The organism is Janibacter sp. DB-40 (assembly GCF_029510815.1).
Taxonomy (GTDB): Bacteria; Actinomycetota; Actinomycetes; order Actinomycetales; family Dermatophilaceae; genus Janibacter.
Genome location: NZ_CP120360.1, coordinates 1,004,475 through 1,030,872, shown reverse-complemented (window position 1 = coordinate 1,030,872; position 26,398 = coordinate 1,004,475). Strand labels below are relative to the sequence as shown.

General features: G+C 72.3%; 26 protein-coding genes and 2 tRNA genes. 6 read left to right on the top strand and 22 right to left on the bottom strand.

Annotated elements, in window-relative coordinates:
• Positions 1 to 14: 14 nt before the first annotated feature.
• The 4 genes from smc to PVE36_RS04910 form a co-directional block, all read right to left on the bottom strand.
• Entirely contained in the window at positions 15 to 3,608 is a 3,594-nt protein-coding gene (smc, locus tag PVE36_RS04925) for a chromosome segregation protein SMC (RefSeq protein ID WP_277454951.1), read from the bottom strand.
• 139 nt (positions 3,609 to 3,747) lie between these two features.
• Positions 3,748 to 4,512: a type I methionyl aminopeptidase gene (gene map, locus PVE36_RS04920; protein WP_277454950.1), complete on the bottom strand. Its 765-nt coding sequence runs from the start codon at positions 4,510 to 4,512 to the stop codon at positions 3,748 to 3,750.
• On the bottom strand, positions 4,509 to 4,814 hold the full coding sequence (locus PVE36_RS04915; protein WP_277454948.1) for a chorismate mutase: 306 nt from the start codon (positions 4,812 to 4,814) through the stop codon (positions 4,509 to 4,511). The genes map and PVE36_RS04915 overlap by 4 nt, the downstream gene beginning before the upstream one ends.
• Before the next feature lie 53 nt (positions 4,815 to 4,867).
• Positions 4,868 to 5,170: an acylphosphatase gene (locus tag PVE36_RS04910; protein ID WP_277454947.1), complete on the bottom strand. Its 303-nt coding sequence runs from the start codon at positions 5,168 to 5,170 to the stop codon at positions 4,868 to 4,870.
• Positions 5,171 to 5,241: 71 nt separating this feature from the next.
• On the opposite strand from PVE36_RS04910, the gene PVE36_RS04905 reads away from it, so the two are divergent.
• The gene (locus tag PVE36_RS04905; protein WP_277454945.1) at positions 5,242 to 7,206 is read left to right on the top strand and encodes an acyltransferase family protein; all 1,965 of its coding nucleotides are present in this window, start codon (positions 5,242 to 5,244) and stop codon (positions 7,204 to 7,206) included.
• Between the two features lie 12 nt (positions 7,207 to 7,218).
• Here the strand turns inward: PVE36_RS04905 and mutM are convergent, their stop codons facing one another.
• The 9 genes from mutM to PVE36_RS04860 all read right to left on the bottom strand — a co-directional run bounded on the left by mutM (position 7,219) and on the right by PVE36_RS04860 (position 15,428).
• Positions 7,219 to 8,088 carry a bifunctional DNA-formamidopyrimidine glycosylase/DNA-(apurinic or apyrimidinic site) lyase gene (mutM, locus tag PVE36_RS04900; protein ID WP_277454941.1) on the bottom strand — a complete coding sequence of 290 codons (870 nt, stop codon included), beginning with the start codon at positions 8,086 to 8,088 and terminating at the stop codon, positions 7,219 to 7,221.
• 1 nt (position 8,089) lies between these two features.
• Complete coding sequence (gene rnc / locus PVE36_RS04895; protein WP_277454940.1) at positions 8,090 to 8,875, bottom strand: ribonuclease III; 786 nt, start codon at positions 8,873 to 8,875, stop codon at positions 8,090 to 8,092.
• Between the two features lie 13 nt (positions 8,876 to 8,888).
• Complete coding sequence (gene rpmF / locus PVE36_RS04890; protein WP_277454939.1) at positions 8,889 to 9,083, bottom strand: 50S ribosomal protein L32; 195 nt, start codon at positions 9,081 to 9,083, stop codon at positions 8,889 to 8,891.
• A gap of 1 nt (position 9,084) precedes the next feature.
• The gene (locus PVE36_RS04885) at positions 9,085 to 9,681 is read right to left on the bottom strand and encodes a YceD family protein (protein WP_277454938.1); all 597 of its coding nucleotides are present in this window, start codon (positions 9,679 to 9,681) and stop codon (positions 9,085 to 9,087) included.
• A gap of 105 nt (positions 9,682 to 9,786) precedes the next feature.
• A complete protein-coding gene (gene coaD, locus PVE36_RS04880) occupies positions 9,787 to 10,281 on the bottom strand; it encodes a pantetheine-phosphate adenylyltransferase (protein WP_277454937.1) in 495 nt (164 codons plus the stop codon).
• 46 nt (positions 10,282 to 10,327) lie between these two features.
• Positions 10,328 to 10,885, bottom strand: a complete 558-nt coding sequence (locus PVE36_RS04875; protein WP_277454934.1) for a hemerythrin domain-containing protein — start codon at positions 10,883 to 10,885, stop codon at positions 10,328 to 10,330.
• A 27-nt stretch (positions 10,886 to 10,912) separates the two neighbouring features.
• Positions 10,913 to 11,488: a 16S rRNA (guanine(966)-N(2))-methyltransferase RsmD gene (gene rsmD / locus PVE36_RS04870; protein ID WP_277454932.1), complete on the bottom strand. Its 576-nt coding sequence runs from the start codon at positions 11,486 to 11,488 to the stop codon at positions 10,913 to 10,915.
• A gap of 53 nt (positions 11,489 to 11,541) precedes the next feature.
• Positions 11,542 to 13,767 carry an ATP-dependent DNA helicase RecG gene (locus PVE36_RS04865; RefSeq protein ID WP_277454930.1) on the bottom strand — a complete coding sequence of 742 codons (2,226 nt, stop codon included), beginning with the start codon at positions 13,765 to 13,767 and terminating at the stop codon, positions 11,542 to 11,544.
• Positions 13,767 to 15,428, bottom strand: a complete 1,662-nt coding sequence (locus tag PVE36_RS04860; protein WP_277454928.1) for a DAK2 domain-containing protein — start codon at positions 15,426 to 15,428, stop codon at positions 13,767 to 13,769. The genes PVE36_RS04865 and PVE36_RS04860 overlap by 1 nt, the downstream gene beginning before the upstream one ends.
• A 210-nt stretch (positions 15,429 to 15,638) precedes the next feature.
• On the opposite strand from PVE36_RS04860, the gene rpmB reads away from it, so the two are divergent.
• Positions 15,639 to 15,833, top strand: a complete 195-nt coding sequence (gene rpmB / locus PVE36_RS04855; protein WP_185990182.1) for a 50S ribosomal protein L28 — start codon at positions 15,639 to 15,641, stop codon at positions 15,831 to 15,833.
• Positions 15,834 to 15,928: 95 nt separating this feature from the next.
• Here rpmB and thiL read toward each other — a convergent pair whose 3' ends face one another.
• Entirely contained in the window at positions 15,929 to 16,942 is a 1,014-nt protein-coding gene (thiL, locus tag PVE36_RS04850; protein ID WP_277454926.1) for a thiamine-phosphate kinase, read from the bottom strand.
• A 55-nt stretch (positions 16,943 to 16,997) separates the two neighbouring features.
• On the opposite strand from thiL, the gene PVE36_RS04845 reads away from it, so the two are divergent.
• Complete coding sequence (locus PVE36_RS04845; RefSeq protein ID WP_277454925.1) at positions 16,998 to 17,465, top strand: DUF3515 family protein; 468 nt, start codon at positions 16,998 to 17,000, stop codon at positions 17,463 to 17,465.
• 111 nt (positions 17,466 to 17,576) lie between these two features.
• Here the strand turns inward: PVE36_RS04845 and PVE36_RS04840 are convergent, their stop codons facing one another.
• Positions 17,577 to 18,704: a D-alanine--D-alanine ligase family protein gene (locus PVE36_RS04840; protein WP_277454924.1), complete on the bottom strand. Its 1,128-nt coding sequence runs from the start codon at positions 18,702 to 18,704 to the stop codon at positions 17,577 to 17,579.
• Positions 18,705 to 18,734: 30 nt separating this feature from the next.
• Here PVE36_RS04840 and PVE36_RS04835 point away from each other — a divergent pair, with 30 nt between their 5' ends.
• Entirely contained in the window at positions 18,735 to 19,856 is a 1,122-nt protein-coding gene (locus PVE36_RS04835; RefSeq protein WP_277454923.1) for a PLP-dependent transferase, read from the top strand.
• A gap of 43 nt (positions 19,857 to 19,899) precedes the next feature.
• Here the strand turns inward: PVE36_RS04835 and PVE36_RS04830 are convergent, their stop codons facing one another.
• Both PVE36_RS04830 and PVE36_RS04825 read right to left on the bottom strand, forming a co-directional pair.
• The gene (locus PVE36_RS04830; protein ID WP_277454921.1) at positions 19,900 to 20,898 is read right to left on the bottom strand and encodes an NAD(P)H-dependent glycerol-3-phosphate dehydrogenase; all 999 of its coding nucleotides are present in this window, start codon (positions 20,896 to 20,898) and stop codon (positions 19,900 to 19,902) included.
• Positions 20,895 to 21,650, bottom strand: coding sequence for a lysophospholipid acyltransferase family protein (locus PVE36_RS04825; RefSeq protein ID WP_277454919.1), 756 nt, complete (start codon positions 21,648 to 21,650; stop codon positions 20,895 to 20,897). The genes PVE36_RS04830 and PVE36_RS04825 overlap by 4 nt, the downstream gene beginning before the upstream one ends.
• A 78-nt stretch (positions 21,651 to 21,728) precedes the next feature.
• Between PVE36_RS04825 and PVE36_RS04820 the strand changes: the two genes are divergently transcribed.
• Positions 21,729 to 21,938 carry a hypothetical protein gene (locus PVE36_RS04820; protein WP_277454918.1) on the top strand — a complete coding sequence of 70 codons (210 nt, stop codon included), beginning with the start codon at positions 21,729 to 21,731 and terminating at the stop codon, positions 21,936 to 21,938.
• A gap of 105 nt (positions 21,939 to 22,043) precedes the next feature.
• Here the strand turns inward: PVE36_RS04820 and PVE36_RS04815 are convergent, their stop codons facing one another.
• The 3 genes from PVE36_RS04815 to leuC all read right to left on the bottom strand — a co-directional run bounded on the left by PVE36_RS04815 (position 22,044) and on the right by leuC (position 25,180).
• The gene (locus PVE36_RS04815) at positions 22,044 to 22,907 is read right to left on the bottom strand and encodes an HU family DNA-binding protein (protein WP_277454917.1); all 864 of its coding nucleotides are present in this window, start codon (positions 22,905 to 22,907) and stop codon (positions 22,044 to 22,046) included.
• Positions 22,908 to 23,167: 260 nt separating this feature from the next.
• Entirely contained in the window at positions 23,168 to 23,761 is a 594-nt protein-coding gene (gene leuD / locus PVE36_RS04810; RefSeq protein WP_277454916.1) for a 3-isopropylmalate dehydratase small subunit, read from the bottom strand.
• Positions 23,762 to 23,770: 9 nt separating this feature from the next.
• Positions 23,771 to 25,180, bottom strand: coding sequence for a 3-isopropylmalate dehydratase large subunit (gene leuC / locus PVE36_RS04805; RefSeq protein ID WP_277454915.1), 1,410 nt, complete (start codon positions 25,178 to 25,180; stop codon positions 23,771 to 23,773).
• 121 nt (positions 25,181 to 25,301) lie between these two features.
• Between leuC and PVE36_RS04800 the strand changes: the two genes are divergently transcribed.
• On the top strand, positions 25,302 to 26,051 hold the full coding sequence (locus tag PVE36_RS04800; RefSeq protein ID WP_277239974.1) for an IclR family transcriptional regulator: 750 nt from the start codon (positions 25,302 to 25,304) through the stop codon (positions 26,049 to 26,051).
• Between the two features lie 97 nt (positions 26,052 to 26,148).
• Here PVE36_RS04800 and PVE36_RS04795 read toward each other — a convergent pair.
• Positions 26,149 to 26,221: transfer RNA gene (locus tag PVE36_RS04795), tRNA-Glu, on the bottom strand.
• Between the two features lie 100 nt (positions 26,222 to 26,321).
• Positions 26,322 to 26,393, bottom strand: a tRNA-Gln gene (locus tag PVE36_RS04790).
• Positions 26,394 to 26,398: the final 5 nt, after the last annotated feature.

Genomic DNA, 26,398 nt, shown 5'->3' with positions numbered 1-26,398 from the left:
GCGGGACCGTGACCTCAGGCGGGTTGCTGCTCGCCCTCGGGCGCGACGTCCCGCAGTCGCTGGCTGACGAGCGTGGTGATGCCGTCGCCGCGCATCGAGACGCCGTAGAGCGCGTCGGCCACCTCCATCGTCTTCTTCTGGTGGGTGATGACGATCAGCTGGCTGGAGTCGCGCAGCTCCTCGAAGAGCATGATCAGTCGACCGAGGTTGGTGTCGTCGAGGGCGGCCTCGACCTCGTCCATGATGTAGAAGGGCGAGGGCCTCGCCTTGAAGATGGCCACGAGCAGGGCCACCGCGACGAGCGAGCGCTCGCCACCGGAGAGCAGGGACAACCGCTTGACCTTCTTGCCCGGGGGGCGGGCCTCGACCTCGATGCCCGTGGTGAGCATGTTGCCCGGGTCGGTGAGGACGAGCTTGCCCTCTCCCCCCGGGAAGAGCCGGGAGAAGACGCCCCGGAACTGCTCGGCCGTGTCGGCGAAGGCCTCGGCGAAGACCTGCTCCACCCGCTCGTCGATCTCGGAGACGATGTCGAGCAGGTCCTGCTTCGAGCGGCGCAGGTCCTCCAGCTGCGTGGTGAGGAAGGTGTGCCGCTCCTCGAGCGCGGCGAACTCCTCCAGCGCGAGGGGGTTGACCTTGCCCAGCGACTTCAGTCCGCGCTCGGCCGCACGCAGGCGCTTCTCCTGGACGGCACGCTCGTAGGGCTGCGGTGGGGGGAAGTCCGCGGACTCAGGGTCCTCGTCAGGCCCGGGCACGTGTGGCACGAGCTGGTGCGGGCCGAACTCCTCCATGAGGACGTCCGGGTCGACGCCCAGCTCCTCGACGGCCCGCGTCTGGAGCTGTTCGATCCTGGCGACCTGCTGGGCCCGAGCCACCTCGTCGCGGTGCACCTCGTCGGTCAGCTCGCGCAGCGCGTCCTGCTGCTCGGTCAGCTCCGTGCGCAGACCCCGCAGTGCCTCGTCCCGTTCGGCCCGGGCCGACTCCCCCGCGTCGCGCTCCCGCCCGGCCACCTCGGCCGCGGAGGAGATGCGTCCGGCGGTCCAGCGTGCGGCCGTCTCGACGGCAGCGGCGACCTCGGCCTCCCGGCGGCGCCGCTCCCTTCGCTCCCGCAGTCGCTCCCGGGCGGCGATCTCGTTGCGCGCCGCCCCCTCGAGGGACTCGGCGCGGCCGTGCAGCGAGCGGGCCCGCTCCTCCTTGGTGCGCAGGGCGAGCCGCACCTCGGTCTCTGCGGTGCGGGCCGAGGACGCCTCGAGCTCGAGGCGGTCGCGGTCGTCCGTGGCGTCGTCACCCTCGTCCTCGGCGGGCTCCGCGGAGGCGTCCTCGAGGCGCTGCTCGAGCTCGGCCAGCTCGGCCCGGTCGGACTCGAGCGCGTCCGTGGCCTGCGCGATGGAGGCCTGGGTGCGCTCCGCCTCGGCCCGGGCGGTGCGGGCGGTCGTCCCCAGCGCTCCGAGCTGCTCGGCGACGGCGGCCATCCGCGCATCGGACTCGTGGAGCGCCTCCATCGCGGCATCACGCGCCTCGGCGCGCTCGGCGAGGGTCTCCCTGGCCCTCGTCAGGGCGAAGGTCGACTCCTCGCTGCGGCGGGTGGCGTCCTCGAGCACGGCGCGGGTCTCGTCGACGGCGGCCTGCAGCTCGAGCAGGCTCGGGGCGGCGCTGGACCCTCCGCGGACGAAGCCGGGACCGTAGACGTCACCGTCCCCGGTGACGACCGTGAGGTCACCGGTCTCGGAGAGGAGGGCGAGGGCGTCCGGGGTGTCCGCGACGATGGCCACCCGCTCGAGGACCTGCTCGACGGCGGGGCGCACCTCGGTGGGCGCGCTGACCACGTCGAGCGCCCAGACCGCGTGCGAAGGGAGGGACGGCCACCCCTCGCGACCGCGCGGGCGGGCGGTGGCACCGACGACGAGGTGCGCGCGGCCGGAGTCGTCGGTGCGCAGCCGCTCGACGGCGCGGGCGGCGGCATCGACGCTGCCGACGGCCAGGGCGTTGCCGGCCTGGTCGAGGGCCGCGGCGACGGCGGCCTCGTGGCCCCCGCTGACGGCGACGAGCTCGGCGACGGAGCCGAGGATCTCGTGCTCGTCGGCGGATGCCTCCTTCAGTGCCTCGACGCCGTCCTTGCGGCGCAGGCTCAGCTCGAGGGCCTCGAGCCGGGCCTGGGCCGACTGGCGGTCACGCTCGGCGGTGCGCCCCGCCTCGGTGATCTGCTCGACCTGCGCGGCGGCGTCGTCATGGGCCCCGGCGGCCTTCTCGTAGGCGTCGTCGAGTCCCTCCTCGCTGCCCTCCTCGTCGGCGATCGTGCTCTCGAGCCGGGTGAACTCGTGCTCGGCCTCGTCGGCACGGGCCAAGGCGGTGGACACACTCTCCCGGAGCCGGCCGACCTCTGCCTCGGCGGCCTCGATCCGGGAGCGACGGGCACCGACCTGCCCCGCGAGACGGGCCAGGCCCTCCCGCCGGTCCGCGGCGCGCTGCGCGAGGGCGGTGATGCGCCGCTGCTCCTCGGCGAAGGCCTTCTCCGCGGCCTCTCGTGCGGCAACGGTCTCGGCGAGCTGATCGGTGGCCTCCGCGATCTCGGCGCGCAGGGCGTCCTCGTCCTCGCGGGCCCGGGCGGCCTGCGCCCGCAGGGCCTCGGGGTCGCGGCCACTCGTGGTCTCGACCTCCTCGTCCTGCCCGAGCAGGCGGACCCGCTCGGCGGCCAGCTCCGCGGTCGCGGTGAGCTTGTCGGTGAGGGAGGCCAGGCGCACGGCCCGGTCCCGGGCGGCGGCGAGCTGCGCGGTCGCGGCGGCCCCGGCCTCCTCATGGGCGGTGATCCGGTCGCGGACCGCGGCGACGGCCTCCTCGAGGGTCTTGCGCCGCGCGAGCATGGCCTCCTCGTCGGCGACTTCCTGCTCGAGGGCGGAGGTCAACCGCACGAGGTCGTCCGCCAGGAGCCGGTGTCGCGCGTCGCGGGCGTCGGCCTGGATGACGGCGGCCTTGCGCGCGGTCTCCGCCTGGCGTCCGAGGGGGCCGAGCTGACGGCGGATCTCGGAGGTGAGGTCGGCCACCCGGGAGAGGTTGGCCTCCATCCCGTCGAGCTTGCGCAGCGCCTTCTCCTTGCGCTTGCGGTGCTTGAGGACGCCCGCGGCCTCCTCGATGAACCCGCGGCGGTCCTCGGCCGTCGCCCGCAGCACGGCGTCGAGCTGGCCCTGCCCGACGATGACGTGCATCTCGCGGCCGATGCCGGAGTCGGAGAGCAGCTCCTGGATGTCGAGCAGGCGGCAGGAGGTGCCGTTGATCGCGTACTCCGAACCGCCGTTGCGGAACATCGTGCGGCTGATCGTCACCTCGGAGTAGTCGATCGGCAACGCGCCGTCGGTGTTGTCGATCGTCATGGTCACCTCGGCGCGGCCGAGTGCCGCCCGCCCGGTGGTGCCGGCGAAGATGACGTCCTCCATCTTGCCGCCGCGCAGGGACTTCGCCCCCTGCTCCCCCATCACCCACGCGAGAGCGTCGACGACGTTGGACTTGCCCGAGCCGTTGGGTCCGACGATGCACGTGATGCCCGGCTCGAGGCGCAGGTGCGTCGACGAGGCGAACGACTTGAAGCCCTTGAGGGTGAGGCTCTTGACGTACACGAGCGGGACTCCTCGGGCAGACGGGGGACGACGATCCCGGTCACTCTACTTCCCGAGCGTCGACTCGAGCCCTTGCGTCAGCCCACCCCCGGTCGCGGAACAGGCCCGGGTCGACCCCGTTCCCTCGACCCGTGAGGAGTCAGCCGGCGGTGAGGATGACGGGGTCGCCGTCGGTGATGGCGATCGTGTGCTCGCTGTGCGCGCCGCGGGAGCCGTCCGTGCTGCGCAGGGTCCAGCCGTCGGGGTCGGTGCGGATCTCGTCGGTGCCGGCCATGAACCACGGCTCGATGGCGATGACCAGGCCCGGACGCAGCGGCATCCCGCGACCCGGTCGGCCGGCGTTCGGCACGTGCGGGTCACCGTGCATCGTGCGGCCGACGCCGTGCCCGCCGAACTGGGTGTTGACGGTGTAGCCCTCGCTGTGGGCGACCTCGGAGATCGCCGCGCCGAGGTCCCCCAGCTTCTTGCCGGGGCGGGCGATGTCGATGGCCGCCGCCAGGGCTCGCTCCGTGGTGTCGATGAGACGCAGGTCCTGCGGGTCGGGCGTGCCGATGACGAAGGACCGGGCGGCGTCGCCGACCCAGCCGTCGACCTCGACGGCGAAGTCGACGGACAGCAGGTCCCCGTCACGCAGGCGGTAGTCGTGCGGCAGGCCGTGGAGCACCGCGTCGTTGACCGAGGTGCACAGCACCTTGCCGAAGGGCATCGCGCCGAAGGAGGGGTGGTAGTCGATGTAGCAGGAGACGCCACCGGCGCGACGGATCATGTCGTGGGCGAGCGCATCGAGCTCGAGGAGGTTGGTCCCCACCTCCGCGGCCTCGACGAGCGCGTCGAGCACGGAGCGCACGAGCCGACCCGCGGGTCGCATCGCCTCGATCTCGTCGGGGGTCTTCAGCTCGATCACGACTCGGTCCCCGTGGTCTCGCCGGCGATCCGCTCGTGGTGGTGGATGACCTCGGCGATGACGAAGTTGAGGAACTTCTCCGCGAAGACCGGGTCCAGGCCGGACTCGTCGGCGAGGTCCCTCAGCCGGGTGATCTGACGCTCCTCGCGGGCCGGGTCCGCCGGCGGCATCCGGATGCGGGCCTTGAGCTCACCGACGCTCTGGGTCGCCTTGAACCGCTCGGCGAGCAGGTGGATCAGCGCGGCGTCGATGTTGTCGATGGACTGCCGCAGCCGCAGCAGATCGGGGTGCGTCTCACTCACCCGGCCAAGGCTAAGCCACTCCCACGCGGAGAACGCGCCCGGCCGGAGCCGCCTCACTTCTCCACGAAGCCGGCGACGTCACCGCGAGCGTCCTGGTCGACCCGTCCGACGGCGGTGACCCGTCCCGGCCGCGCCGTCCCGGAGACCTCCTCGCGCAGCAGCGCGTCGAGGCGGTCGAGCTCCTCCCGCGTCCCCTCGGCGACGACCTCGACGCGGCCGTCGTCCATGTTGCGGGCGTGACCGACGAGCCCGATCTCGAGCGCACGTGCCCGGGTCCACCACCGGAAGCCCACCCCCTGCACGCGGCCGCGGACGAACCAGGTCGAGCGAACGGTCCCTGTCTGCTCGGAACTCATGGAGCCGAAACTACCGCCCCGACCGGTGCGCCTCCCCCACCCGGGCCCCCTGAGTGCCTAGCGTCGGACACGTGGCTCCCACCTCCACCATCGACGACGCCAGGGTGGCGTCGCGCGCGTCGTCCGCGTCCGCCGCACCGACGCGGGCCCCGCGCGGCCACCTGGCCGGACTGGACGGCCTGCGGGCCCTCGCGATCGCCGCCGTCATCGTCTTCCACCTCGACCCCGACTGGCTGCCCGGTGGGTTCCTCGGCGTCGACATCTTCTTCGTCATCTCCGGCTTCCTCATCACGACACTGCTCGTGCGGGAGAAGCGCAGCACCGGCCGGGTCGACCTCATGAGCTTCTGGACCCGACGCGCCCGGCGGCTGCTGCCGGCGCTCGTCGTCGTCGTGCCGGTCGCGATCCTCATCGCCCGCACCGTCGAGACCGACCTGCTCGTCGGCATCCGCAGGCAGGCCCTCGGCGCACTGACCTTCTCGACCAACTGGCTCGAGATCGCCCACGGCAGCAACTACTTCGCCGCGACCTCGCCGCAGCTGTTCATGAACTTCTGGAGCCTGGCGGTCGAGGAGCAGTTCTACCTCTTCTGGCCGCTGGTGACGCTCGTCCTGCTCGCCCTGCACCGGCGCCTCGCCATCACCGAGGGCGCCCTGGCCACGCTCGTCCTCGGTGTCGGCGTGGCCTCGGCGGTCATGATGGCCGTGACGTACGACCCGGCCAACCCCACTCGCGCCTACTACGGCACCGACACCCACCTCTTCGGGTTGATGCTCGGGGCCGCGCTGGCGATCGCGTGGACCGGGCCCACCCGCGCCTGGACCACCACGGCGATCTGGCGGGAGCGCCGCAGCTGGCTGGTCGGGGGCTCGCTCGCCACGATCGCCGTCCTGCTGGTGCTGGCCGGCGAGGGAAGCGCCTGGACGTTCCGTCTGGGCATCCCGCTGATCTCGGTCGCGACCGCCCTCCTCCTGCTCGCTGCCGTCGAGCGGCCCGGCCCCCTTCGCTCCGTGCTCGAGCTGGCCCCCCTGGTCTGGGTGGGCCGACGCTCCTACGGCATCTACCTGTGGCACTGGCCGGTCATCCTCATCGTCGGTCAGGACATCCCCACCAGCGCCGGCACCCAGGAGTTCGTCTGGACGCGGGTCTGGGCCGTCCTGGTCACCCTCGCCCTGGCCGACCTGTCCTTCCGCTTCGTCGAGACGCCGGTGCGGCGCCTCGGCTTCCGCGGGAGCCTGCGACACGTCGCGACCTCGGTGCGCTCCTTCTCCCTGGGTGGCCGCCGGGTCGTCACCGGCACCGTGGTCGTCCTGGCGGCGGCACTGGCCTTCGTGGTCCTCACCGCTCCCGACATCAGCCGCACCCAGCAGATGATCGAGGACAACCAGGCCCGGATCGCCCAGCAGAAGGACTCCCCCGCCGCGGCCGGCGCGAGCACCCCGTCGCCCGCAGCGAACGGCAGGGCCGACACCCGGAAGGACTCCCCGAGCGGCTCGGAGCGCCGCAAGGACTTCACCATGCCCACGGGCCAGGAGATCGTGATCTTCGGCGACTCCATGGTCGTCGGCGCCGTCCCCGCCCTGGAGTACTACTTCCCCGGCGTACGGATCGATGCCGAGTCCAACCGTCAGTGGGCCGACGGCCTGTCGGCCGTCGCCGCGGCGGATGACTCACTCCGCCGGGCGGTGGTCCTCGCCTTCGGCACCAACGCCGGGACCGACCCGGAGACCGTGGAGAAGATCCTCGCCGAGATCGGTGACAAGCGGATGGTCGTCCTGGTCAACCTGCACGCCGACCGCCTCTCCCGCATCGGCGGGGACAACGCGGCCCTGGAGGAGATCGCCGGCGAGCACCCCAACGTCACGATCGCGGACTGGGACTCGGCCGTGGAGGCCGAGGACCTACAGTCCGACGGGATCCACCCCTCGCTCGGCGGGGCGCACACCTACGCCGCCACCATCCGGCAGGCCTTCGCGGACCTGTCGGAGCAGCACACCGGCAAGAAGGTCACGCTCAAGGACCTTCCGCGCCCCTGAGGCGCCCACGGCTCAGCCGGGGATCCTCCGCGGCCGGACCTGGCAGCGCGGGCAGCTGGTGGAGCTGCGATTCATGAACTGCTCACGGCGCATCGTCGTGCCGCACCGGGGGCAGGGCCGCCCCTCCTGCCCGTACGCGGACAGCGAGCGGTCGAAGTACCCCGAGGCGCCGTTGACGTTGACGTACAGCGCGTCGAAGCTCGTGCCGCCCTGCTCGAGCGCATCGGACATGACGTCCCTCGCGTGGTCCAGCACCCGCCCGATCGCCGGTCCGGTCAGGCGGCTGGCCAGGCGCTCGCCGTGGATGCCCGCGCGCCACAGTGCCTCGTCGGCGTAGATGTTGCCGATGCCGGAGACGACGGACTGGTTGAGCAGGACACGCTTGATCCCGCTGCGGCGGCGCCTGATGTCGGCGATCACCGCGGCCCGGTCGTAGGCCGGGTCGAAGGGGTCGAGGGCGATGTGGGCGATGGTCGTGGGGACCCCGTCCACGAGATCGGCAAGGGCGAAGCCACCGAAGGTGCGCTGGTCGACGAAGCGCAGCTCGTCACCGCCGTCGGTGAACGACAGGCGCGCGTGGGTGTGCTTCGGTTCCGGAACCCCGGGACCGGCCACCAGCATCTGGCCGCTCATCCCGAGGTGGACGATCAGCGCCTCGTCGGGCACCGCATCCTGGTCCCCCAGGGCGAGCCAGAGGTACTTGCCGCGGCGGTGGGCCCCGGTGATCACCCGGCCGCGCAGGCGGTCGGCGAGGTCCTGGGGGCCCGCGACATGGCGGCGGGCGACGCGGTGACCACGGATCTCGGCGTCGGCGACGGTACGTCCCGCCACGTGGCCGGCCAGACCACGGCGGACGACCTCGACCTCCGGCAGCTCGGGCACGTCAGCCGGTGGCGGCGTCCGTCGCCGGCGACTCGAGGGGCTCCGACTCCCGCACGGTCTGTGCGCTCAGGGTCGTGTACGCGCGCTCCGCGGCCTGCTGCTCGGCGTCCTTCTTCGTGCCCCCGACACCGGTGCCGACGACCTCCTCGTCGATGACCGCCTCGGCGGTGAAGGTCTTGTCGTGGTCCGGGCCCTCGTCGCTCGTGCGGTAGCTCGGTGCACCGCGCCCCTGGCCGGCCGCGACCTCCTGCAGGGAGGTCTTCCAGTCCAGACCGGCGCCGAGCTTCGCCGACGAGGTCATCACGGAGTCGAGCAGCTCGTGGACGAGCTTGGCGGCGGCGTCGAGCCCCCGCGGCTGGGGCGTCGAGAGGTAGACGGCCCCGATCACCGCCTCGACGGTGTCGGCGAGGATGGAGTTCTTGTCCCGCCCACCCGTGCTGATCTCGCCGCGGCCGAGGTGGATGAAGGAGCCCAGGTCGATGGCGCGCGCCACCGTGGCCAGGGCCCGCATGTTGACGACCGCGGCGCGCAGCTTGGCCAGGTCACCCTCGGTGACGTCGGTGTGCGTGGCGTGCAGGTGGTCGGTGACCACGAGCCCCAGCACCGAGTCGCCGAGGAACTCCAGGCGCTCGTTGTGGGGCAACCCTCCGTGCTCGTAGGAGTACGAGCGGTGCGTCAGCGCACGCGTCAGCAGCGGCTCGTCGACGGGCTCCCCGGTGACCTCCGTGAGGTATCGGGAGAGCTCCTCGACGGGCCGCTGCTGCGGTCGTGAGTGCCTGTCGCCCATTGCGACAGGACGCTCAGGCCTGGTGCTCGGTACGGTCCGCGGTCGCGTAGTAGCGACCCTTGTAGGTGCCGCAGCTCGGGCAGGCCTGGTGGGCCGGCGCCGGGGACTTGCACTGGGGGCAGGTCGACAGCGCGGGCGGCGTCGCCTTCCAGTTCGCGCGGCGGCTACGGGTGTTCGAGCGCGACATCTTCCGCTTCGGGACGGCCACGTCAGTTCCTCTTCTCTTCGTTGTCCGTAGGCCCCGTGTCGGAGGCCAGAGGCGCCAGCGCCTCGAGTGCCGCCCACCGGGGGTCGATCTGCTCGTGAAAGTGCTCCGGGTCGTCCTCGAGCCGTGCCCCGCACTCGGAGCACAGACCCGGGCAGTCGTCCCGGCACACCGGCTGGAACGGCAGGCTCGGAAGCACTGCGTCCCGGAGCACCGGCTCGAGGTCGATCATCTCGTCCTCGATGAGGTACTCCTCATCCTGGTCGGACTCGGCGTCCACCTCGCGGTGGTGCTTCGCCCGGTCGGGCCACAGGAACAGCTCCTGGAACGAGGCGTCGACCGGGTGGTCGATCTCGTCCAGGCACCGCACACAGGCACCGCTGGCCGTGGCGGAGACCGTCCCGGTCACCAGCACGCCCTCGTGCACCGACTCCATGCGCACCTGCAGGTCCATGGGCTGGTCCTGCGGGACGGCAAGGACCTCCGTACCGAAGTCGGCCGGTGCGCCGACCTCGAGATCCACTTCGTGCATCGCACCCGGTCGACGACCGACGTCCTTGGTGTCGAGCACCAGGGGCGAGGTGAGGGCGTTGCGTTCCATGACTCCAGTCTCCGTCAGAATCGGCCCGCGACTTGGACGACGCAGACCGACGTCCCAGAGTACCGGGGTGACCCCCTTCGCCCCAAACCGGGGAAGGGGGTGGGCTCAGGGCCGCGGCAGACGCTCGCGGAGGGCATCGCGCACCTCGTCGGCGACGAGGCCGTTGACGTCCCCGCCGAAGCGCGCGACCTCCTTGACCAGCGAGGAGGAGACGTGCTCGTGGCGCGGGTCGCCGGGCAGGAAGAGCGTCTCGACGCCGGTGAGATGACGGTTCATCAACGCCATCGGCCACTCGTAGGAGAAGTCGGTCTCCCCGCGCAGGCCCTTCAGCAGCACCCCGGCCTCGAGCTCGGCGCACACGTCGACGATCAGCCGGTTGGCGAAGGCCTCGACCCGCACGTTGCCCAGGTCGTCGACCTGGTGGTGGATGAAGGCCGCCCGCTCGTCGACCGTGAAGGCCCCCTGCTTCGCCGGGTTGTGCAGGATGGCGACCACGACCTCGTCGAAGAGCGCCGAGGCGCGACGGAAGACGTCGATGTGACCGACGGTCACGGGATCGTAGGAGCCGGGGCAGACGGCGCGACGGGTCGTGGAGGTCATGCCAGCGATCGTGCCAGAGACCGGCCTCTGCGCCCGGTCCGGCCCGTCAGCCCTCCGGCTGCTCGTCGTTGGGCAGGAGCCCGTCGTCGTAGGCCTTCTTGACGATCTTCTCCACCGACTCCAGCGTCCCGCAGCCGGAGTCCAGCAGCGAGTTGCGCTTGCTCGTCCACGCCTCGGCCAGCGACTCACGCAGGTCCTGCGAGGCGTCCTCCTTGGCCGGGTTGAGGATGCTCAGCTCCTCCTCACCGATGTGGTGGTTGAGGACCTCGGCGACCTCCTCGAGGGCGTCCTCGAATTTCTGCGTGTCGGTCCCCTTGGCCTGCAGCAGGTGCAGGAGCGCCTCGTTGGTCGCGGCGTGCTCCTTGTCACCGTGCTCCTGCTCCTCGCCGTCGATGACCTTCTTCGACTTCAGGTGCGGGTAGACGGTCTCCTCCTCGGCCTCGCTGTGCGCGACGAGCAGGTCGGAGAAGGCGGCGCGGGCCGCGTCACGGTCCGCCTCGCTGTCGCGCATGTCGCGCATCAGGTCCTCGAGGAGGCGGTGGTCGGCGGCGATGAGGTCGGTGATGTCACCGGCGGTCGGGCGCGGGATCGAGTAGCTGGTCATGGCACCTGTCTACCCCATTCGTCCGGCTCAAATCTGGTAGTCCGGCTCCACCTGGGTGGCGAACCACAGGACGGTCTCGCCGTAGGACTTCGACCCCTGCGAGATGATCCCGTCGGGCCACGTCGGCTCGGGCGAGCGCGAGGAGCGCTCGACGACGATGATCGGCTCCTGCGCGAGCCACTGGTGGGCCAGCAGCATCTCGAGGACCGCCGCGAGGGACTCCTCGGTGACGTCGTAGGGCGGGTCGGCGAGGACGACGTCGTAGCGCAGTGAGGCGGGACGCTCCAGGGCCCGCTCCACGGTGCCCGACTGCAGCCGGGCTCCGGCGACGCCGAGGTCGGAGATGTTGGCGCGGATCGTGGCCGAGGCGCCGCGGTCGGACTCGACGAGCAGCACGCTGGCGGCGCCCCGGCTGGCGGCCTCGAGCCCGAGCGCGCCGGAGCCGGCGTAGAGGTCCATCACGTGCGCGCCGTCGATGGCGTCGCGCGCCTCCAGCGCGGAGAAGAGCGCCTCGCGCACGCGGTCGCTCGTGGGCCGTGTGCCGTCCCCACCGGGGGTGCGCAGTCGCCGTCCGCCGGCCTCGCCGCTGATGATCCGAGTCACGCGTTCCATCATGCGGCATCCGTGCGCAGCCGTCGCAACCGGGAGGAGGGGGCTCAGCCCTTCTCGAGGTAGGCCGCCCGCTCCGCGTCGAGCCAGTCGGTGATCCGCTCGCGCAGCGCGGGGTGGTCACCCAGGTCCGGGTCCTCGGCGAGCAGCTCCCCGGCGTCCGCGCGGGCGGCCTCGATGAGGTCCTCGTCGCGCAGCACGGACAGGTGCTGCAGGTGCGTGCGGGCCCCGTGCTGCGCCGAGCCGAGCACGTCACCCTCACGACGCTGGGTCAGGTCGAGGCGCGCCAGCTCGAAGCCGTCGGTGGTCGCCGCGACGGCGGCGAGGCGCTCGAGGGCCGACTCCGTCTCGGTGGCGGTCATGAGCAGGCAGATGCCGGGATCGCCGCCACGGCCGACGCGCCCGCGCAGCTGGTGCAGCTGGGAGACGCCGAAGCGGTCGGCGTCGAGGATGACCATCGTCGAGGCGTTGGGGACGTCGACACCGACCTCGATGACCGTGGTGGAGACGAGCACGTCGATCTCCCCGGCGGTGTAGCGCGCCATGACGGCGTCCTTGTCCTCCGGCGGCATCCGGCCGTGCAGCATCTCGATCCGCAGGCCCTGCAGCGCAGGGTGCCCGCGCAGGACGTCGATGGTCTCGACGACGCCGGCGAGGGGGCGCTCCGGTGACCCGCCGTCCTCGACCCGCTCCCCGTCGTCCTGCTCGTCGTCGACGACGCCCTCCTCGGCGACGAGGTCGAGGCCCTCCTCGAGATCGCCTTCGCCGTCGTCGTCACCGATGCGGGGGCAGACGACGTACGCCTGCCGGCCGGCAGCGACCTCCTCGGCGACCCGCTGCCAGGTGCGGTCGACCCAGTCCGGCTTACCGGTGGGCACGAGGTGCGTGGTGATCGGCGCGCGGCCCCGGGGCAGCTCGCGCAGGGTCGAGGTCTCCATGTCACCGAAGACGGTCATCGCGACGGTCCGTGGGATCGGCGTCGCGGTCATCACGAGCAGGTGCGGCGGGGTGGTGCCCTTGGCCCGCAGCGCGTCCCGCTGCTCGACGCCGAAGCGGTGCTGCTCGTCGACGACGACGAGCGCCAAATCCCGGAAGCTGACCTTGTCCTCGAGCAGGGCGTGGGTGCCGACGACGATGCCGGCGTCGCCGGAGGCGATCTCGAGCAGCGCCTCGCGGCGCCGGGCGGTCGACATCGACCCGGTGAGCAGGGCGACGCGGGTGGCGTGCTCGTCGCCGCCGAGCATCCCCCCTTCGGCCAGGTCGCCGAGCATCCGGCGGATGGAGGCCTCGTGCTGGGCCGCGAGGACCTCGGTCGGCGCGAGGAGGACGGCCTGGCCGCCGGCGTCGACGGCCGCGAGCATCGCGCGCAGCGCGACGACCGTCTTGCCGGAGCCCACCTCGCCCTGCAGCAGCCGGTGCATCGGTGTCGGGCGGGCCAGCTCGTCGAGGATCTCGCCGCTGACCCGCTGCTGGCCCTCGGTCAGCTCGAAGGGCAGGCGCTCGTCGAAGGCACTGAGCAGGCCGCCCTCGCGCTGCTGCCGGCCCTCGGTCGCCACCCGGGAGGCGGCGATGCGTCGCTGCCCGAGCAGGCACTGCAGGACGAGGGCCTCCTCGTAGCGCAGCCGGCGGCGGCCGGCGTCGACGTCGTCGTGGGTGCGCGGTGCGTGCACGGCGCGAAGGGCGGCGGCCCGGTCGAGCAGGTCGCGGCGGCTGCGGACCGGCTCGGGGATCGCGTCGGTGACCTCGTCGAGCTGCCCCAGCACGAGGCGGACGCAGCGGGTGATCGTCCACGGGTGCACCCCGGGGACGTGCCGGTAGATCGGGATGAGGCCCCGGTGGTCGACGTCGCCGAGCTCGCCCAGGGCGGCGGCCTCCTCGAGCGTGGCGTACCCGGGGTGGGCCAGCTGCCGGACGCCGCGGTACTCGGTGACCGAGCCGGCGAAGAGGAACTCCTGCCCGGCGACGAGCTTGCGCTCGTGGCCGCGGGCGTCGAAGAAGGTCACCCGCATCCGGGAGCGTCCGTCGGTGATCGTCGCCTCGAGCATGCGCCCGCGGCGGGACTTCATCGAGCGGGTCTGCGCCGACTCGACGCGGGCGACCGCGACGAGGAAGTCGCCGATGCGCGGCTGTCCGAGGTCGGCCTCGGCGCTGCGGTAGCGACGCGGCCAGAAGTCGAGCAGCTGCCCGACGGTCTCGATGCCCCGGTGCTTGCCCAGCTTGCCCGCGGCCTGTCCCCCGATGAGGCCCTTGAGCCGGGTGTCCTCCCCCGCCACTACTCCACCCCGAAGAGCAGCGGGTAGTGCGGCTGGCCCCCGTCGATGACCTCGACCTCGACGCGCTGGGACTCCACCCGCGCGGTGAGGCGCTCGACGAGTCCGTCCGGGGCGTCCTCGCCGACGACGACCGTCACCAGCTCCGCCCCGGTGCCGGTGATGGTGTCCAGGACCTCCCGGGCGACCTCGTCCATGTCGGACCCGACGATCGTGATGTCACCGGCGACGACGCCGAGGACGTCACCGATCTCGCACGCACCGCCGCTGGTCAGGCCGGACTTCACCGCGACGGTCACGCCGCCGTGGCGGGTCGCGGCGGCCGTGCGGGTCATCGCCAGGACGTTCTGCGTGACGGTCAGGCCCGGGTCGAAGACCGCGAGGGCGGCCAGGCCCTGGACCGCGGTGGTCGACCCGATGACGTGGACGGTCCGGCCCTCCTGCGCGGCGGCCTGGGCGGCGACATCGGCGGCCATGCGCGTGTCCCGGTCGTTGGGCAGGAGGATGACCTCCTCGGTGCCGCCCTCGCGCACGGCCGCGACGAGCTCCCCGGCGGATGCCCGGTGCCCCGGTCCGGAGGGCACGGAGACCGCGCCGGCCTGCGTGATCACCTCGGCGATGCCGGGCCCGGCCGCGCAGGCCACGAGCGAGACCCCGCGCTGCGGGGTGGCGGGCGTGGTGTCCAGGAGGGTGACGACCACGCGGTCGGGAGCGCCGTGGGCGAGCCCGGCCTGGAGGACACCACCGATGTCGTCGGTGTGCACGTGCACGTGCGTGAGGTCCTCGGCGCCGGAGACGACGACGCTGTCCCCGAGCCCGTCGAGCTCCCGTCGCAGGACGAGGACACCCTCCTCCGGGACCTCGCGCAGCAGGTACATCACCTCGTACGCGGGCCCGTCGTGACCGTCGCGGTCGTAGCCGACCGCGGGCGCCCGGTCACCACCGTCGTGCGACCAGTCGGCACGCCGCTCCAGCGTGGTGTTGAGGGTGAAGTCGTCGACGGCGAAGTGCTGCGCCGGCCCCTTGTCGTGCACGACCCGGTCGAGCGCCTCGATGAAGAGCAGGTACCCCGCACCGCCGGCGTCGACGACTCCGGCGTCGGCGAGGACCTGCAGCTGCTCGGGCGTGCGGGCCAGGGCCTCGCGGGCGGCGGTGACGGCGGCGACCGTCAGCTCACCGAGGCTCCCGCCCTCGCGGGCGGCCTGCTCGGCGGCCGCTGCCGTCGCGTCGGCGACGGTGAGGATCGTGCCCTCCTGCGGACGCACGACGCTCTCGCGCGCCCGGCGGGCACCCTGGGCGATGGCCCGGGCGACGGCCGGGGCGTCCACGACGGTCAGGTGCTCGCCGGCGATCACGTCGCTCACCCCGCGCACGAGCTGGCTGAGGATCACCCCGGAGTTGCCCCGGGCGGACATCAGGGCCGCCCGGGACATCGCGGCGACCTCGGCGTCCAGGCGCGGCGAGCCCTCCTCCCCGAGCCGCTCCTGCTCCGTGCGGGTGGCGTGCAGCGCCTGGTCGAGGGTGAGGTACATGTTGGTCCCGGTGTCCCCGTCGGGGACCGGGAAGACGTTGAGCGCGTCGATCTCGGCTCGCCGCGCGGCGAGCGCAGCCCGGGTCACGACGACCCATCGCCGCACCGACTCGGCGTCCATGACCTCCAGCACGTCGTCACGGTATCCGAGGGGAGCGACAGCACGGTGGACGACGCCCCGCTCGCCACGCTCACGTGCCGTTCCCGCGGCCCGGGCCGGCTCGTTTTGGCCCCCGGGGCCGCGCTCCGCTACGCTGTACCGGTTGCCCGGCACCATCTCCCCCCTTCGTGGTGGAGCGCCGGAGCGCATCACTCACGTTACTGACGAACACAGGAGATACCCGTGGCTGCCAACTGCGACGTCTGCGGCAAGGGACCGTCCTTCGGACACTCCATCTCGCACTCGCACCGCCGCACCAAGCGTCGCTGGAACCCGAACATCCAGCGGGTTCGGGCCAAGGTGGGCGACGCCGGTGCGACCCCGAAGCGTCTCAATGTCTGCACTTCGTGCCTCAAGGCCGGCAAGGTCCAGCGCTGACCTGCTGACGACGAAGACGCCGCCGCCCCGTGAGGGGACGGCGGCTTTTTCGTGCCTGCACCCCCGCGAAGGGGCGGCCCACCCCGCACGTGCTCTCACCCGGAGAAGTGGTCCCAGCCGCTGACCGGGGGCACCTCACCGTCGACGACGACCTCACCGGGACCCTCCGCGCACACCCCGATGACCTCCCAGCCGTCGGGGACCTCGTGCGGGAAGGTCGCCGCGAGCGAGTGCTCCTCCCCTCCGGAGAGCACCTGACGCATCGCCTCCTCGGCACCGAGGGCCAGGGTGAGCGGCCCCGTGGTGAACGCGGCCAGGGCCCCGCCGTCGAGCTCGATGCGCACCCCGCTGGCCCGCGCCACGCGCCCGAGGTCGCGCACGAGCCCGTCGGAGAGGTCGATCATCGCGGTCGCGCCGGCGGCGGAGGCCTCGGGTCCCGCACGCCACGGGACGTCCTCGGTGCGGCGGTGGACCCGGCACAGCACCTCGACCGCCCGGGCCAGCGGGTCGTCGACGTCGCCGAGGGGCGCGTCGCGGTGCGTGCGACCACGACCGGCCAGGAGCAGCTGCAGGCCGCCGCCCGAGCGCCCCAGGCTCCCGCGGACCGCGACGACGTCCCCCGCGCCCGCACCGTCCCGACCCACCGCGCGACCTCCCCGCAGGTCACCGACGGCGGTGATGCCCACGACGATGCTCCCCTCCCCCGCGGAGGACAGGTCTCCCCCGATCACGGGGGCGCCGGCCTCGCGGGCGGCCTGCGCGATGCCCTCGGCGAGGGCCAGGGCCCACTCGACCTCCGTGGCCGGGTCCGCGGCCAGGGCGACGAGCAGCCCGGTCGGCACCGCACCCATGGCGGCGATGTCGGCGATGTTCTGGGCAACGACCTTGTGTCCGACGTCCGTCGGCGAGGACCAGTCGTCGTGCCAGTCGCGCCCGCGGACCATGGAGTCGGTGGTCAGCACCACCGACCCGGACGGTGCGGCGACCACCGCGGCGTCGTCGCCGGGACCGACGAGCACCTCCGCCGACCCGGTGGTCCCACCGAAGAGCGGGAAGAGGCGGCGCAGCAGCTCCTCCTCGGAGACGTCCTGCAGGCGGGCCGGAGTCATCCGTCTCTCCTCGGGTGGGCGAAGGGGGTCAGGACGGCACGGTAGCCTCCCGGCCGTGCCTTCTTCCCCCCGCCGTCGCGCACGCCTCCTCCCGGGCGGCCTCGGCCTGCTCGTCCTGGTGGCACTGGGCGCCTGCGCCGGGCCCGTGGAGGTCGCGATCCCCGCGCAGGCGGAGGCGCCGGCGTGCGCCGCCGCGAGCGAGCACTGGCCCGCGGAGATCCTCGGCGAGGCACCCACGCAGACCGAGCCGAGCGACCCGACCGTCATCGCGTGGGCGGACCCCGCCGTCATCGCCCGGTGCGGGATGCCCGCCCTCGGACCGACGGAGAACCAGTGCATCGTCGTCGACGGCATCGACTGGGTCGCGGAGGACCTCGGTGACGGGACGAAGCTGACCACCTTCGGGCGGGAACCGGCGATCGAGGTCCTCGTGCCCGACGAGCACGGGCCGGCCCCGCTCCTGCTCCCGGCGTTCTCCGAGGCCGCGGAGCAGCTGCCGACCAACGACTACTCCTGCAGCTGACGGGTCCGACCTGCGCAACTGCTTAGGCTCCTGCACCCGACCTGCGCAACTGCTTAGGCTCCTGCACCCGCACTGCGCAACTGCTGAGGCTCCTGCACCTCCACGCTCCGGCTACCGCAGGCCGACGGGGCGCTCGAGCGCGAGCTGGATGAGCTCGTCGACGAGCTGTGGGTAGGACAGGCCGCTCTCCTGCCACATCCGCGGGTACATCGAGGTCGGGGTGAAGCCGGGCATCGTGTTGATCTCGTTGATCAGGACCTTGCCCCGGTCGGTGACGAAGCAGTCGACCCGGGCCGGTCCCTCGCACGCCAGCGCCTCGAAGGCCGCCGCCGCGAGACGACGCACCTCCGTGGTCACGGCCTCCGACAGGTCCGCCGGGCAGGACAGGCGCACGGAGGCGTCGTCGAGGTACTTGGCCTCGAAGTCGTAGAAGTCGTGGCCGTGGCCGGACTCGACGACGATCTCACCGGGCAGGGAGGTCCGCGGGGCGTCGAGCCCCCGTCCCTCCAGCACGGAGCACTCGATCTCGCGGCCGGTGACGCCCTGCTCGACGATGACCTTCAGGTCGTGCTCGCGCGCGGCCTCGATCGCCCCCTCGAGCTGGTCGGGGTGCTCGACCTTGGCCACGCCCATCGACGAGCCGGCGCGACAGGGCTTGACGAAGACCGGGAAGTGCAGCGAGGCGACGGCGTCCATCGCGGCAGCCTTGTCGCGGCGCCACTCCCGGTCGGTGATGACGGTGTACGGGCCGACGGGGAGTCCGGCACCGGCGAAGACGACCTTCATGTAGTGCTTGTCCATGCCGGCGGCGGAGGCGAGCACCCCGGAGCCCACGTACCGCATGTCGGTGAGCTCGAGCATCCCCTGGAGGGTGCCGTCCTCGCCGTAGGGGCCGTGCAGCACCGGGAAGACGACGTCGACCTCGCCGAGGGTCTCGAGCGCCTCTCCGGTGCGGTGCACGCTCAGCGCGCTCTCGCCGGCGCGCGTGGGCAGGATGACCGCGGTGCCGGTGTCCTCCACCTGCGGGGTCTGCGTGGGGGTGAGCGCCAGCCGGTCGGGGTCGTCGGAGGCCAGCACCCAGGCACCGTCACGGGTGATGCCGACGGGCACGACGTCATAGGCCTCGCGGTCGATCGCCCGCAGCACGCCGGCTGCGGTGGCACACGAGACGGCGTGCTCGGAGGACCGACCGCCGAAGACGACGGCGACGCGAGGCTTGCGATTGGGATGGCTGCTCATCGAGGGAAGACTAACCTCTAACCTGCGGCCATGACCGACCAGCGCCCGAGCTCCCCCACCCCCGCCCACGCCCACGAGCTGTCCCCACGGACGCAGGTCGTCGCAGCCGGTCGCCCACCGCGCGAGCCGGGCGCCTCCCTCAACCCCCCGGTCACCTTCACCTCGACCTACGTCGCCGACGGACCGATCAACTACGCGCGCGTCGGCAACCCGACGTGGACCCCCTTCGAGGAGGCCGTCGGTGGGCTCGAAGGGGGCGAGGCGCTCCTCTACTCCTCGGGCATGGCCGCGGTCGCGGCCGTCCTCGCGCTCGTCCCCGTCGGCGGGGTCGTCGTCGCCCCGGCCGCCGCGTACAACGGCGTCGTCGTCTCGCTCACCGAGGCGGCCGGGGCCGGACGGCTCGAGGTGCGCTGGGTCGACGTCGGCGACACCGCGGGAGTGCGTGCGGCCCTGCCCGGCGCCGACCTGCTCTGGCTGGAGTCCCCGACCAACCCGCTGCTCGACGTCGCCGACCTCGCGGGTCTCACCGCGGCGGCGCACGAGGTCGGCGCACTGGTCGCCGTGGACAACACCTTCGCCACCCCCCTGCTGCAGCGTCCTCTCGAGGACGGGGCCGACGTCGTCGTGCACTCGGCGACGAAGTACCTCTCCGGCCACTCCGACGTGGTCCTCGGCCTGGCGGTCACCGCTGCCGACGACCGGGGCCGCGACCTGCGGGCGCGTCTGGCCCGCCACCGCACGCTCGGTGGGGCCATCGCCGGTCCGATGGAGGCCTGGCTCGCCCTGCGCGGGCTGCGCACCCTCTCCCTTCGCGTGGAGCGGGCCTGCGACAACGCCGCCGAGCTCGCCCGACGGCTGGCCGACCACCCACGGATCTCACGGGTGCGCTACCCCGGGTGGGGCGCGATCGTGTCCGTCGAGGTCGCCGGCGCCACCGACGGGGTCGAGGAGGCCGAGGCCCTCGCCGCCGGGACACTCATCTGGTCCAACTCCACCAGCCTCGGGGGCGTCGAGTCGCAGCTCGAGCGCCGCCGCCGCCAGCCCGGCGAGCCCGAGGCCGTCCCGGTCAACCTCGTGCGGATGTCGGTGGGCGTCGAAGACGTCGACGACCTGTGGCGCGACCTGGAGCAGTCCCTGGCCGCGCTCGGCTGAGATCGGGGCCGTGGGACGACCCCGCAGCTGGGTCCGGCGGGGCTCAGTCCGTCTCGGACTTGCGGGCCCGGGCGAGCAGCTCGCGCCCGATCTCGGTGACCTGGACGCCCTCGTGCACGGCGCGGTTGACCTGCTCGATGATCGGCACGTCGACGCCGTTGCTGTGGGCGAGCTCGAGGATCGAGGAGCAGGACTTCACGCCCTCCGCGGTCTGCTTGGCCTGCGCGGTGACCTCCTCCAGCGTCAGCCCCTGGCCGAGCTTGACCCCGAAGGAGTGGTTGCGCGACAGCGGCGACATGCACGTGGCGATGAGGTCGCCGACTCCGGCGAGGCCGGACATCGTCCGCGGGTCGGCACCCAGTGCCGTGGCCAGACGGGTCGTCTCGGCGAGGCCCCGGGTGATGATCGTCGCCTTGGTGTTGTCGCCCATCCCCAGCCCGGAGGCCATGCCCACGGCGAGCGCGATGACGTTCTTGACCGCTCCCCCGATCTCCGCACCGACGAGGTCGGGCGAGGTGTAGGGGCGGAAATAGCTCGTCGAGCACGCGGCGGCGACGGTGTCGGCGGAGCGCTCGTCCGGGCACGCGACGACGGTGGCGGCCGGCTGGCGCTGGATGATCTCGCGGGAGAGGTTCGGGCCGCTCACGGCGACGATCCGCTCGAACGGGATCCCGGCCACCTCGTGGATGACCTCGCTCATCCGCTTCGTCGTGCCGAGCTCGATGCCCTTCATCAGCGAGACGATGATCTTGTCCCCGGTCAGGAGCGGGGCCCACTCCGTGAGGTTGTCGCGCAGGGACTGCGAGGGCACCGAGAGGATGACGATCTCGGCGCCGTCGACGACGTGTGCGGGGTCGCTCGAGGCGGAGATGCGCGAGGAGAGCTCGATCCCGGGCGCGTAGTCCTCGTTGACGCCCCGGTTGAGCTGCTCGACCAGCTCGGGGCGCCGGCCCCACACCCGCACGTCGTTCCCCGCGTCGGCGAGGATCGCGGCAAAGGCGGTCCCCCAGCTCCCGGCACCAAAGACGGCGATGTGGTTCACGACTCTCCTCCTGATCGGTAGTCACCCGTGGACCGCAGTCCGTGGGCCTTGGGGTCGAAGCGCTCGGCCGGGGCCCTCTCCCCGCGCAGCTGTTCCAGCTCGTGGGTGAGCGCCTGCATGATCCGGTCGGTGCCCGTGTGGATCGCCTCGCGGGTCACCGGGTCCGAGCGTAGGTCCGCCAGCTCGACCGGTGGGCCGAAGCGGATGCGCACCAGGGTCCGGTGCCACGTCGGCGTCGGCCTCCGGGCGTAGGGGGCCAGCAGGTCCTGCGGCCCCCACTGGGCGATCGGGATGACCGGGCAGCCGGCGTGCAGCGCCAGGCGTGCCGCGCCGGTCTTGCCGCGCATGGGCCACATGTCCGGGTCGCGGGTGAGCGAGCCCTCGGGGTAGACCGCGACGCACGCGCCCGCCTCGATCGCCCGGATGGCGGGCCCGATCGACCGGGCCGCGGTCACCGTCTCGCGGTCGACCCGCACCTGGTGGGTGTGCCGCATGACCGACCGGACGACGGGGGTCTCGAAGAGGCTGCTCTTGGCGAGGAAGACCGGCGGGCGCCCCTGGTTGTACAGCACGTGCGCCCACGGGAAGGGGTCGATGTGCGAGACGTGGTTCGGCGCCACGATGAAGCCACCCGAGCGCGGGAGGTGCTCCAGCCCGCTCACCTCGTAGCGCATCAGCGACCGCAGGACCGGGCGCAGGATGCCGGCGACGACCCGGTACATGACCGGTGTCGGCAGGCGGTGTGCGGTCATGGCACCTCTCGGTCCGGGGCGGCGCCGTCGGCGCCTCGGGTGGAGAGTTCAGCCTATGACACGACTACCCTCGGACCCGTGCAGGCCACGGTCTTCTCCCAGTCCCCCGACACCGGGGCCGTCGTCGTCACCGACGCCGGCCTCTCCCACGACGTCGCGCCCGAGGTCGTCGCGGCGAGCGGCCTGCGCTTCCTGCGCCCCGGGCAGCGGGTGAGCATCACCGAGACCGACGGGGTCATCACCCGGCTGTGGATCGTCGGGATCGGCGACGACGAGGCGATCACCTGAGCGACCCCCGGGGGCGAAGGGGGTGTGGGACCGGCCGAGGGGCCGTCACGGTGATCCGTGGCGGCCCCTCGGTGCTGTGCACCGCGCTGCGGTGCGGGCGTGGTCTCAGCTGGAGCCGGAACCGGAGCTGGAGCCGGAGCCGGAGTTCGAGCTGCTCGTCGTGGACTTCGAGGCGGTGCTCTTCTTGGCCGGGCTGGACTTCTTCGCCGGGGTGGACTTCTTGGCCGACGACGACTTCGAGGCCGTGCTCTTCTTCGCCGGGGTCGACTTCTTCGCGGTCGAGGACGAGGAGCCGGACTTCTTCGCCGGAGTGCTCTTCTTGGCCGACGACGACTTCGAGGCCGTGCTCTTCTTCGCCGGGGTCGACTTCTTCGCGGCCGAGGACGAGGAGCCGGACTTCGTGGCGGGGGTCGACTTCTTGGCCGACGACGCCGTGGACTTCTTCGCGGCCGAGGACTTCGAGGCCGTCTTCTTGGCGGGTGAGGACTTCTTCGCCGCCGAGGTCTTCGTCGCGGTGGACTTCTTCGCCGCCCCCGTCTTCTTCGCAGCGGTGGACGAGCCCTCGGACGCGGCCTTCTTGGCCTTCTTGCCACCGGGGATCGCGCTACCGGCGATGTTGCGGGCGGTGCCCGCCGCGGAGGTGACGGTGCCGGCAGCGGCACGCGCGGCGGCGGGCGCGGCCTTCGGAAGTGACTTGGGGTCGGCGACGTAGGTCTTGAAGCTCGTCCCGGCCTTGAACCGCGGGACGGTGGTCTTCTTGATCTTCACGACCTCACCGGTGCGCGGGTTGCGGCCGGTCCGGGCGGCGCGGGCCGCCTTCTCGAAGGTGCCGAAACCCGTGATGGCGACGCGTCCCCCCTTGGCGACCTCACGGACGATCGTGTCGAGCACGACCTCCAGTGCTTCCTGGGCCGCCTTCCGGCTGCCCAACCTCTCCTCGAGAGCCTTGACGAGTTCTGCCTTGTTCACGGTCACTCCCGTAACGGTTCGGCGCCGGGCAGTCCCCGGCTCGGACAGCCGAGTCGTTCACCCGACCTGTACACGACGGTAGGGCTGGTGGCGCTCCCTGTGGAGCATTTCGGGGTGACCAGTTTTTATTGGCGCACAAGCGCATTCGCGGTCATCCGACCGGCCCACGAGGGCGCCGGGACCGGCGGCGACCGGCGGTCGGATCGCGACGAGCAGCGAGTGCTGCTGTGCGCCAACGAGGTTCGTCAGGACCTCTCGACTCAGGCGGGCTGTGTCGTCGGCTTCCAGCTGGGGCGCGAGGCCTCGAAGTCGGTGACGTCCTGCTCGTGGCGCAGCGTCAGGCCGATGTCGTCGAGTCCCTCGATCAGACGCCAGCGGGTGTAGTCGTCGACGTGGAAGGCGCAGGTGATGTCGCCCGCGACAACGGTCTTCGCCGTGAGGTCGACGGTGATCTCCGCGCCGGGGTTGTTCTCGAGGTACTTCCACAGCAGCTCGACGTCGTCCTGGGCGACCTGCGCGGCGAGCAGACCCTGCTTGCCGGAGTTGCCCCGGAAGATGTCGGCGAAGCGCGAGGAGATGACGACCCTGAAGCCGTAGTCCTTCAGCGCCCAGACCGCGTGCTCGCGCGAGGAGCCCGTGCCGAAGTCGGGACCGACGACGAGGACCGAGCCGTCGCGGTACGCGGGCTGGTTGAGCACGAAGGTCTCGTCGTTGCGCCACGCGGCGAAGAGTCCGTCCTCGAACCCGGTGCGCGAGACCCGCTTGAGGTAGACGGCCGGGATGATCTGGTCGGTGTCGACATTGCTGCGGCGCAGCGGGACACCGGTGCCGGTGTGCGTCGTGAACTTCTCCATGGCTGCTCCTCAGGCTCCTGCGAGGTCGTCGAGGTCGGCGGGACTGGACAGGGTGCCGCGCACGGCGGTGGCCGCGGCCACCAGCGGGGAGACGAGGTGGGTGCGACCCCCCTTCCCCTGGCGTCCCTCGAAGTTGCGGTTGCTCGTCGAGGCGGACCGCTCCCCCGGCGAGAGGATGTCGGGGTTCATGCCCAGGCACATCGAGCAGCCGGGCAGGCGCCACTCGGCGCCGGCCTCGGTGAAGACCGCGTCCAGGCCCTCCGCCTCGGCCTGCAGGCGCACGCGGGCGGACCCGGGAACCACGAGCATGCGCACGCTGTCGGCCACGTGGCGGCCCTTGACGATCTCGGCCGCGGCGCGCAGGTCCTCGATGCGGCCGTTGGTGCACGAACCGACGAAGACGGTGTCGATCGCGATCTCGCGCAGCGGCGTGCCCGCGGTCAGGTCCATGTACTCCAGGGCCTTCGTGGCAGCGAAGCGCGCATCCTCGTCGGCCATGGCCGACGGGTCCGGGACGGCCTCGGCCAGCGGGGACCCCTGACCGGGGTTGGTCCCCCAGGTGACGAAGGGGGTCAACGTCGAGGCGTCGATGTCGACCTCGGCGTCGAAGACGGCGTCGTCGTCGGTGCGCAGCTGCCGCCAGCTGTCGAGTGCGGCGTCCCAGTCGGCGCCGGTCGGCGCGTGGTCACGGCCCTCGAGGTAGGCGAAGGTCGTCTCGTCGGGGGCGATCATGCCGGCCCGGGCACCGGCCTCGATCGACATGTTGCACACGGTCATCCGGGCCTCCATCGACAGCGCCTCGATGGCCTCGCCGCGGTACTCCAGGACGTAGCCCTGCCCGCCGCCGGTACCGATCTTCGCGATGACCGCCAGGATGATGTCCTTCGCCGTCACGCCCGGCTGCAGCTCGCCGTGGACGTTGATCGCCATCGTCTTGAAGGGGTGGAGCGAGAGCGTCTGGGTGGCCAGGACGTGCTCGACCTCGCTCGTGCCGATGCCGAAGGCGAGCGCGCCGAAGGCACCGTGGGTGCTCGTGTGGCTGTCGCCGCAGACGACGGTCGTGCCGGGCTGGGTCAGCCCCAGCTGCGGACCGACGACGTGGACGATGCCCTGCTCGGCATCGCCCATCGGGTAGAGCTTCACCCCGAACTCGGCGCAGTTGTCGCGCAGCGTCTCGACCTGGACCTTGCTCACCGGGTCGGTGATGGGGCCGGGCGTCGTCGGGACGTTGTGGTCCTCGGTCGCGAGGGTGAGGTCGGGACGGCGGACGGGCCGACCGGCGAGACGCAGCCCCTCGAAGGCCTGCGGGCTCGTCACCTCGTGCAGGAGGTGCAGGTCGATGTAGAGCAGGTCGGGCTCGCCCTCGTTGCGACGGACGACGTGGGCGTCCCACACCTTCTCGGCCAGCGTTCCAGCCATGTCCTCATCCTCATCCCATGCGGTGTGCCACAGATGTGCACGGTGCGTTTCGACCGACATTCGCATGCCGTCCGACCCACGATATCTTGCGTCTCAAGAATTGAGATGTCAGTATCACTCCATGGACAACGGAAGTGGAGTGGGCGTCCTGGACAAGGCCGCCGTCGTGCTCGGGGCCCTCGAGGCCGGCCCGTCGACCCTCGCGCAGCTGGTCGCTGCCACCGGACTGGCCCGACCGACGGCGCACCGGCTCGCCGTCGCGCTGGAGCACCATCGGCTCGTCGGACGCGACATGCAGGGACGCTTCGTCCTCGGCCCGCGCCTGGGCGAGCTCGCCGCCTCCGCCGGTGAGGACAAGCTCCTGGTCGCCGCCGGTCCCGTCCTCGGCGCGCTGCGCGACCACACCAACGAGTCCGCCCAGCTCTTCCGCCGCCAGGGCGAGCACCGCGTCTGCGTCTCCGCCGCGGAGCGCCCGGTCGGGCTGCGCGACTCCATCCCGGTGGGCGCGACCCTGACGATGCACGCCGGCTCCGCCGCGCAGGTGCTGCTCGCGTGGGAGGAGCCCGACCGGCTGCACCGCGGTCTGGTCGAGGCCGCCTTCACCGCGACCATGCTCTCCGGCGTGCGCCGCCGCGGGTGGGCGCAGAGCGTCGGTGAGCGCGAGGCCGGCGTCGCCTCGGTCTCCGCCCCGGTGCGCTCCCCCTCCGGCCGCGTCATCGCCGCCGTGTCCATCTCCGGACCCATCGAGCGCCTCTCCCGCCAGCCGGGCCGCCTGCACGCCGCGACCGTCATCGCCGGCGCCAACAAGCTCACCGAGGTGCTGGAGAAGCACGCCCGGGCGGCCGAGGCCGCCGACCGCGACACCGAGTGACGAAGGGGGCGCCCCCTTCGCCCATCGGCCCGTGTCGATCCGCCCGCCTGCACACGACAAAGGCCCCCGTTCCGAGGAACGGGGGCCTTGCTCGATGTAGCCCCGACGGGATTCGAACCCGCGCTACCGCCTTGAGAGGGCGGCGTGCTAGGCCACTACACAACGGGGCCATCTGCTGTTTCCCGACCGGCCGACCGGCTGGGCAACGGAGAGAACCTTACCCACAAGGGGGCTCTTCTCCGAAATCGAGCGGCAGAACCGCTCTCAGCGCTGGGGTACCAGGACTCGAACCTAGAACAACTGAACCAGAATCAGCCGTGTTGCCAATTACACCATACCCCAAGGGG

Coding starts and splice junctions, on each gene's coding strand:
- PVE36_RS04910 (WP_277454947.1), bottom strand. CDS start 5,170: ATGAGTTCCGAGCAGACAGGGACCGTTCGCTCGACCTGGTTCGTCCGC.
- rnc (WP_277454940.1), bottom strand. CDS start 8,875: ATGGGCGACAGGCACTCACGACCGCAGCAGCGGCCCGTCGAGGAGCTC.
- PVE36_RS04885 (WP_277454938.1), bottom strand. CDS start 9,681: ATGGAACGCAACGCCCTCACCTCGCCCCTGGTGCTCGACACCAAGGAC.
- coaD (WP_277454937.1), bottom strand. CDS start 10,281: ATGACCTCCACGACCCGTCGCGCCGTCTGCCCCGGCTCCTACGATCCC.
- PVE36_RS04875 (WP_277454934.1), bottom strand. CDS start 10,885: ATGACCAGCTACTCGATCCCGCGCCCGACCGCCGGTGACATCACCGAC.
- thiL (WP_277454926.1), bottom strand. CDS start 16,942: ATGACTCCGGCCCGCCTGCAGGACGTCTCCGAGGAGGAGCTGCTGCGC.
- PVE36_RS04840 (WP_277454924.1), bottom strand. CDS start 18,704: ATGAGCAGCCATCCCAATCGCAAGCCTCGCGTCGCCGTCGTCTTCGGC.
- PVE36_RS04835 (WP_277454923.1), top strand. CDS start 18,735: ATGACCGACCAGCGCCCGAGCTCCCCCACCCCCGCCCACGCCCACGAG.
- PVE36_RS04825 (WP_277454919.1), bottom strand. CDS start 21,650: ATGACCGCACACCGCCTGCCGACACCGGTCATGTACCGGGTCGTCGCC.
- leuD (WP_277454916.1), bottom strand. CDS start 23,761: ATGGAGAAGTTCACGACGCACACCGGCACCGGTGTCCCGCTGCGCCGC.
- leuC (WP_277454915.1), bottom strand. CDS start 25,180: ATGGCTGGAACGCTGGCCGAGAAGGTGTGGGACGCCCACGTCGTCCGT.
- PVE36_RS04800 (WP_277239974.1), top strand. CDS start 25,302: ATGGACAACGGAAGTGGAGTGGGCGTCCTGGACAAGGCCGCCGTCGTG.